This window comes from Arthrobacter sp. 05L45_2 (assembly GCF_056397525.1).
On record NZ_JBFTNO010000246.1, the window covers coordinates 1 to 3,837 of the forward strand.

General features: G+C 66.4%; 5 protein-coding genes. All 5 read right to left on the bottom strand.

Features of this window, described 5'->3' with window-relative positions; all coding sequences use genetic code 11:
- A partial coding sequence (locus tag AC1DHD_RS14755) for a DEAD/DEAH box helicase (protein WP_476880434.1) occupies positions 1–654 on the bottom strand: 654 nt, incomplete at its 3' end.
- 24 nt (positions 655–678) lie between these two features.
- Positions 679–1,473 carry a twin-arginine translocase subunit TatC gene (tatC, locus tag AC1DHD_RS14760; RefSeq protein ID WP_476880438.1) on the bottom strand — a complete coding sequence of 265 codons (795 nt, stop codon included), beginning with the start codon at positions 1,471–1,473 and terminating at the stop codon, positions 679–681.
- A 48-nt stretch (positions 1,474–1,521) separates the two neighbouring features.
- On the bottom strand, positions 1,522–1,791 hold the full coding sequence (tatA, locus tag AC1DHD_RS14765; RefSeq protein ID WP_476880435.1) for a Sec-independent protein translocase subunit TatA: 270 nt from the start codon (positions 1,789–1,791) through the stop codon (positions 1,522–1,524).
- Positions 1,792–1,826: 35 nt separating this feature from the next.
- On the bottom strand, positions 1,827–2,225 hold the full coding sequence (locus AC1DHD_RS14770) for a hypothetical protein (protein WP_476880436.1): 399 nt from the start codon (positions 2,223–2,225) through the stop codon (positions 1,827–1,829).
- Positions 2,226–2,230: 5 nt separating this feature from the next.
- A partial coding sequence (locus AC1DHD_RS14775; RefSeq protein ID WP_476880437.1) for a helix-turn-helix transcriptional regulator occupies positions 2,231–3,837 on the bottom strand: 1,607 nt, incomplete at its 5' end.

A 3,837-nucleotide genomic window follows, 5' to 3' on the forward strand; every position in this document is an offset into this window, starting at 1 on the left:
CTGCCACAGCGGTACCGGGCGGTGCTCGGAGACGATTACGTCGGTCTGGCCGCGAACGGTGTCCAGCCAGGCACCGAATTCCTCGGCGTTGGAGACCGTTGCGCTCAGCGAGGCGACCTGCACTTCGCTGGGCAAATGGATGATGACTTCTTCCCAGACGGCACCGCGGAAGCGGTCGGCGAGGTAGTGCACCTCATCCATCACAACGAACCCGAGGTCGTCGAGGGTTTCCGAGCCGGCGTAGAGCATGTTGCGAAGCACTTCGGTGGTCATCACCACCACCGGCGCCTCGCCGTTGATGCTGGTGTCGCCGGTTAGCAGGCCCACCTGCGAAGCGCCGTACTTCTCGGCCAGCTCGGAGTACTTCTGGTTGCTCAGCGCTTTGATGGGGGTGGTGTAGAAGGCCTTGAGGCCGCGCTGGAGGGCCAGGTAGATGGCGAATTCGCCCACGATGGTCTTACCAGCGCCGGTGGGCGCGGCAACGAGCACTCCCCGGCCGGCCTGCAGGGACAGGCATGCCTCGCGCTGGAAGGGATCGAGATCAAACGTGAGGGTGCGGGTAAATCCGCCCAGGTACGTTTTGGCTTCGGCGGCCCGCTCGGCGCTGGCGCGGTAGCGCTCGGACGGCGATTCCGGCCCGGGTTGTGACGACATGTTTCCAGCCTAATGGGCGGAAGGCTACAGATTCTCCAGCTCGGAGCTGGGAGTCGCCTGGTCTGCTGTGGCTTCGGTCTCGGCGGCCACCTTGGCGGCACGCTTCTCCCGCCGCCGGTCGTTCAGAAGGCAGAGCCCGATCGCGGTGAAAAACAGCACCAGCATGGGGACGGCGAGGTAGAACATGCTCATCGCGTCCGCTCCGGGGGCGGCCATGGCGGCGAAAAGGCACACCAGGAACACCGTGATCCRCCAGCTCTTGAGCAGCTGCTGGCCCTTGATCAGTCCGGCGAGGTTCAGGCCGAACAGCACCACCGGGAGCAGGAACGCTATGCCGAACGCGAGCAGGAGCCGCAGCACAAAGGACAGGTACACCTGGGCGCTGATGAAGTTGGAGCCGCCGGACGGTGTGAAGTCGGTCAGCACCCGCACCGCGTTCGGGAGGACCAGCCAAGCCAGCAGGACACCGCCCACAAACAACGGGACGGCGGCCGCGACAAAGGACAGGGCCAGCCRACGTTCCTTTTTGTGCAGACCAGGGACAATGAAGGCCCAGAGCTGGTAGAGCCAGACGGGGCTCGCCACGATCAGGCCCAGGAACACGGACACTTGGATCATCAGGTCGAAAGAGCTCGCCACGCCGTCGAAGTTCAGCGACGCCTGCCGACCCTCATGCAGGTTCAGGTCGCGGATCGGTTTGATCAGTGCGGCCAGCATGGGCTGGTAGACAACGAACCCGGCGACGGTTCCGAGGACGACGGCGATCGCTGACTTAAAGAGCCGGTTCCTGAGCTCTTTGAGGTGATCGAGGAGGGCCATCCGGCCCTCGGGGTTCGATCGGCGGTTCATGGTTACTGCCATGTGGTTCTAGGCGCGGTTCGGCGGCGGAACGTCAGTTCCCTCGCCCGGGCGGCTCTCGGTGCCGTTGGACCGGGGGTGGTTCACAACTTTGCCCTCGACCGCGTCCGGATCAGCCTTCGCCTCGGGCGTGCCGTCCTTTTTCATTTCGCGGACCTCGGATTTGAAAATCCGCATCGACTGGCCCAGGCTGCGGGCCATTCCGGGCAGCTTGGGCGCCGCGAAGAGCACCAAGGCCAGGACGATGATGATGATGAGATGCCAGCCTTCAAGCCTCATGCCGGGTGGTCCTTTCGTTTGTGTACATCCTATGTCTAACGGAGATCGATGTCGCGCAGCGCCTGTGGCTGGCCACGGTCCGTTTTGCGCCGGATCCGGCGTAACCTCCGGGCTTCCTGCCGGGCGGCTTTGGATGCATGGTAATCATGACGCATCGACGCAGGCTCGGCAAAAACGGCAGACCCGGGGACGGCGTGCGCGCCGGGCCGTTGACCGGCGTCGATGTCATCCGAGCCTACGGACTCGACATGAACAACGGCTGAACTGGCGGTTCGGGGGCCGGCAGCGAAGTCGGAGAACCGATCCCCTGCCTCACCAAGTTCCTTGACGGTGGCCATGAATTGCCGGAAGAGCCGCACGCCGAGCACACCGAAGAAGAGCAGCGTCAGGGCGACGAGCGCTATCCAAATTACGATCCAGGACCACCAAGGCATGCTGATCAGTCTAACCGGCGGGCGGCCGGCTCCCCGTACACCGCAAGGGCCGCGTCGAGCCATTCACGTACCGTGTCTGCCAGGGACGCAGGCTGCAGGATGCGGACGGCGCCGCCGTGCTGGGCCACGAACATCGGCAGCCAGTCTGCGCTGCCAAAGCGGATTTCCGCCAGGGTGTTGCCATTTGGAAGCGGCGCGGTCCGCTCGGCGTAGTACTCGTCAGCCAGCCCGGCACCTTGCCGGGTCAGTTCGACCACCACCACGGCGTCGTCGTCGTTCGGGGTAAACAGCTTTACGGGAAAACCGTCGGCCGGGCTGGCGGCGGAGGACACCGGACGACCGTTGGGCTCCAGGCTCCGGATCCGGTCCAGCCGGAAGTTGCGCAGGCCCTGCGCCGAGTGGCAGTACGCCTCCAGGTACCAGGTGCTGTCCATCGAGTAGAGCCGCAACGGGTCGATATCCCGGTCGCTGACCGTGTCCCGCTGCGGGGACAGATAGCTGAGCCGCAGCTGGGAACCGTTACGGATCGCCGTGCGGGCGGTCTCCAGGGTGCCCGAGTCTTCCGGTGCGACCTCGGGTCCGGAGACGGCGGCAGCCTTCAGGCCCTCCTCGCCGGCGGCGGCCATCAGTTTGAGGGTCACCGACTCCAGCGTGCCGCCCTCGGCGATGCCGGGAAGGCCGTTGAGGGCCTCCAGCCCGGTGAGCAGGGCGCAGGCTTCGTCCACCGTAAAACGGACCGGCCGGTTGAGGTCCAGGTCCTCCATGATGTAAACGTGGTCATCGTCCCAGCGGATGTCGAGGAGATCGTCGGGGTAGCCTTCGGGCAGCCCGGAACAGATCAGGATGCGCAGGTCCTCTTCAAGTTCCTTGCGGGTAATGCCGAAGCGCTCCGCCACGTCGCTGATGTGCAGGCCCTGGTTGTGGACGAGGAACGGCACCAGCTGCAGCATCCGCTTTAGCTGGTCCTCGGAGGTGCGCTTGCGCGACCGCTTGGCGGGTCCTGTGCGCGGGAAGTCGATGGCCGGGGCCGGCTCTGCCGCGAATGCCGCAGCGGAGGCCAGGCGCCGGCGGACAGCGGTGTGCAGGTCGGCGGGCGCAACAACGACGGCTTTGGGGCCGTAGGAGGCGAGTTCCTGGGCGAGGGTTTCGAGGTCCCGGTACGGTACCGAGAGGCGGTCGAAGCCGTCGCGGGCCGGGCCGGCCTGCCCGGCGTCGGCCGTCCTGTCGAACGGTGCTGAGTGGCCGCGCAGGCCGAGCAAAGCGCCGGCGGCGACGTCGACTACTGCGGACTGCACGGGTAGCTCGGGGAGCGTGGCCAGCTGGTCCCGGACGTTGAACGTCGACGGCGGGGTGAAGTTCTCTTGCTCGCGGACGGTGACGGCGGAGGTGAAGCGCGAGAGCCGGAAGAACCGCCGGTCGCCGCGGGCCCGGTCGTGGCCCACCAGGTACCACTGCCCGAAGCGGCTGCCGAGGCCGCACGGCTCGACAATCCGTGTCTCTTCCCGGCCGGTGCTGCCGGCCAGGTAGCCGAAGGTCACGGGGTGCTGGGCGTGGATGGCGGTCACGAGGTCTTCGAAGGCCTGTCCGGCGGGGCGGATGCGCGGCTGGACGC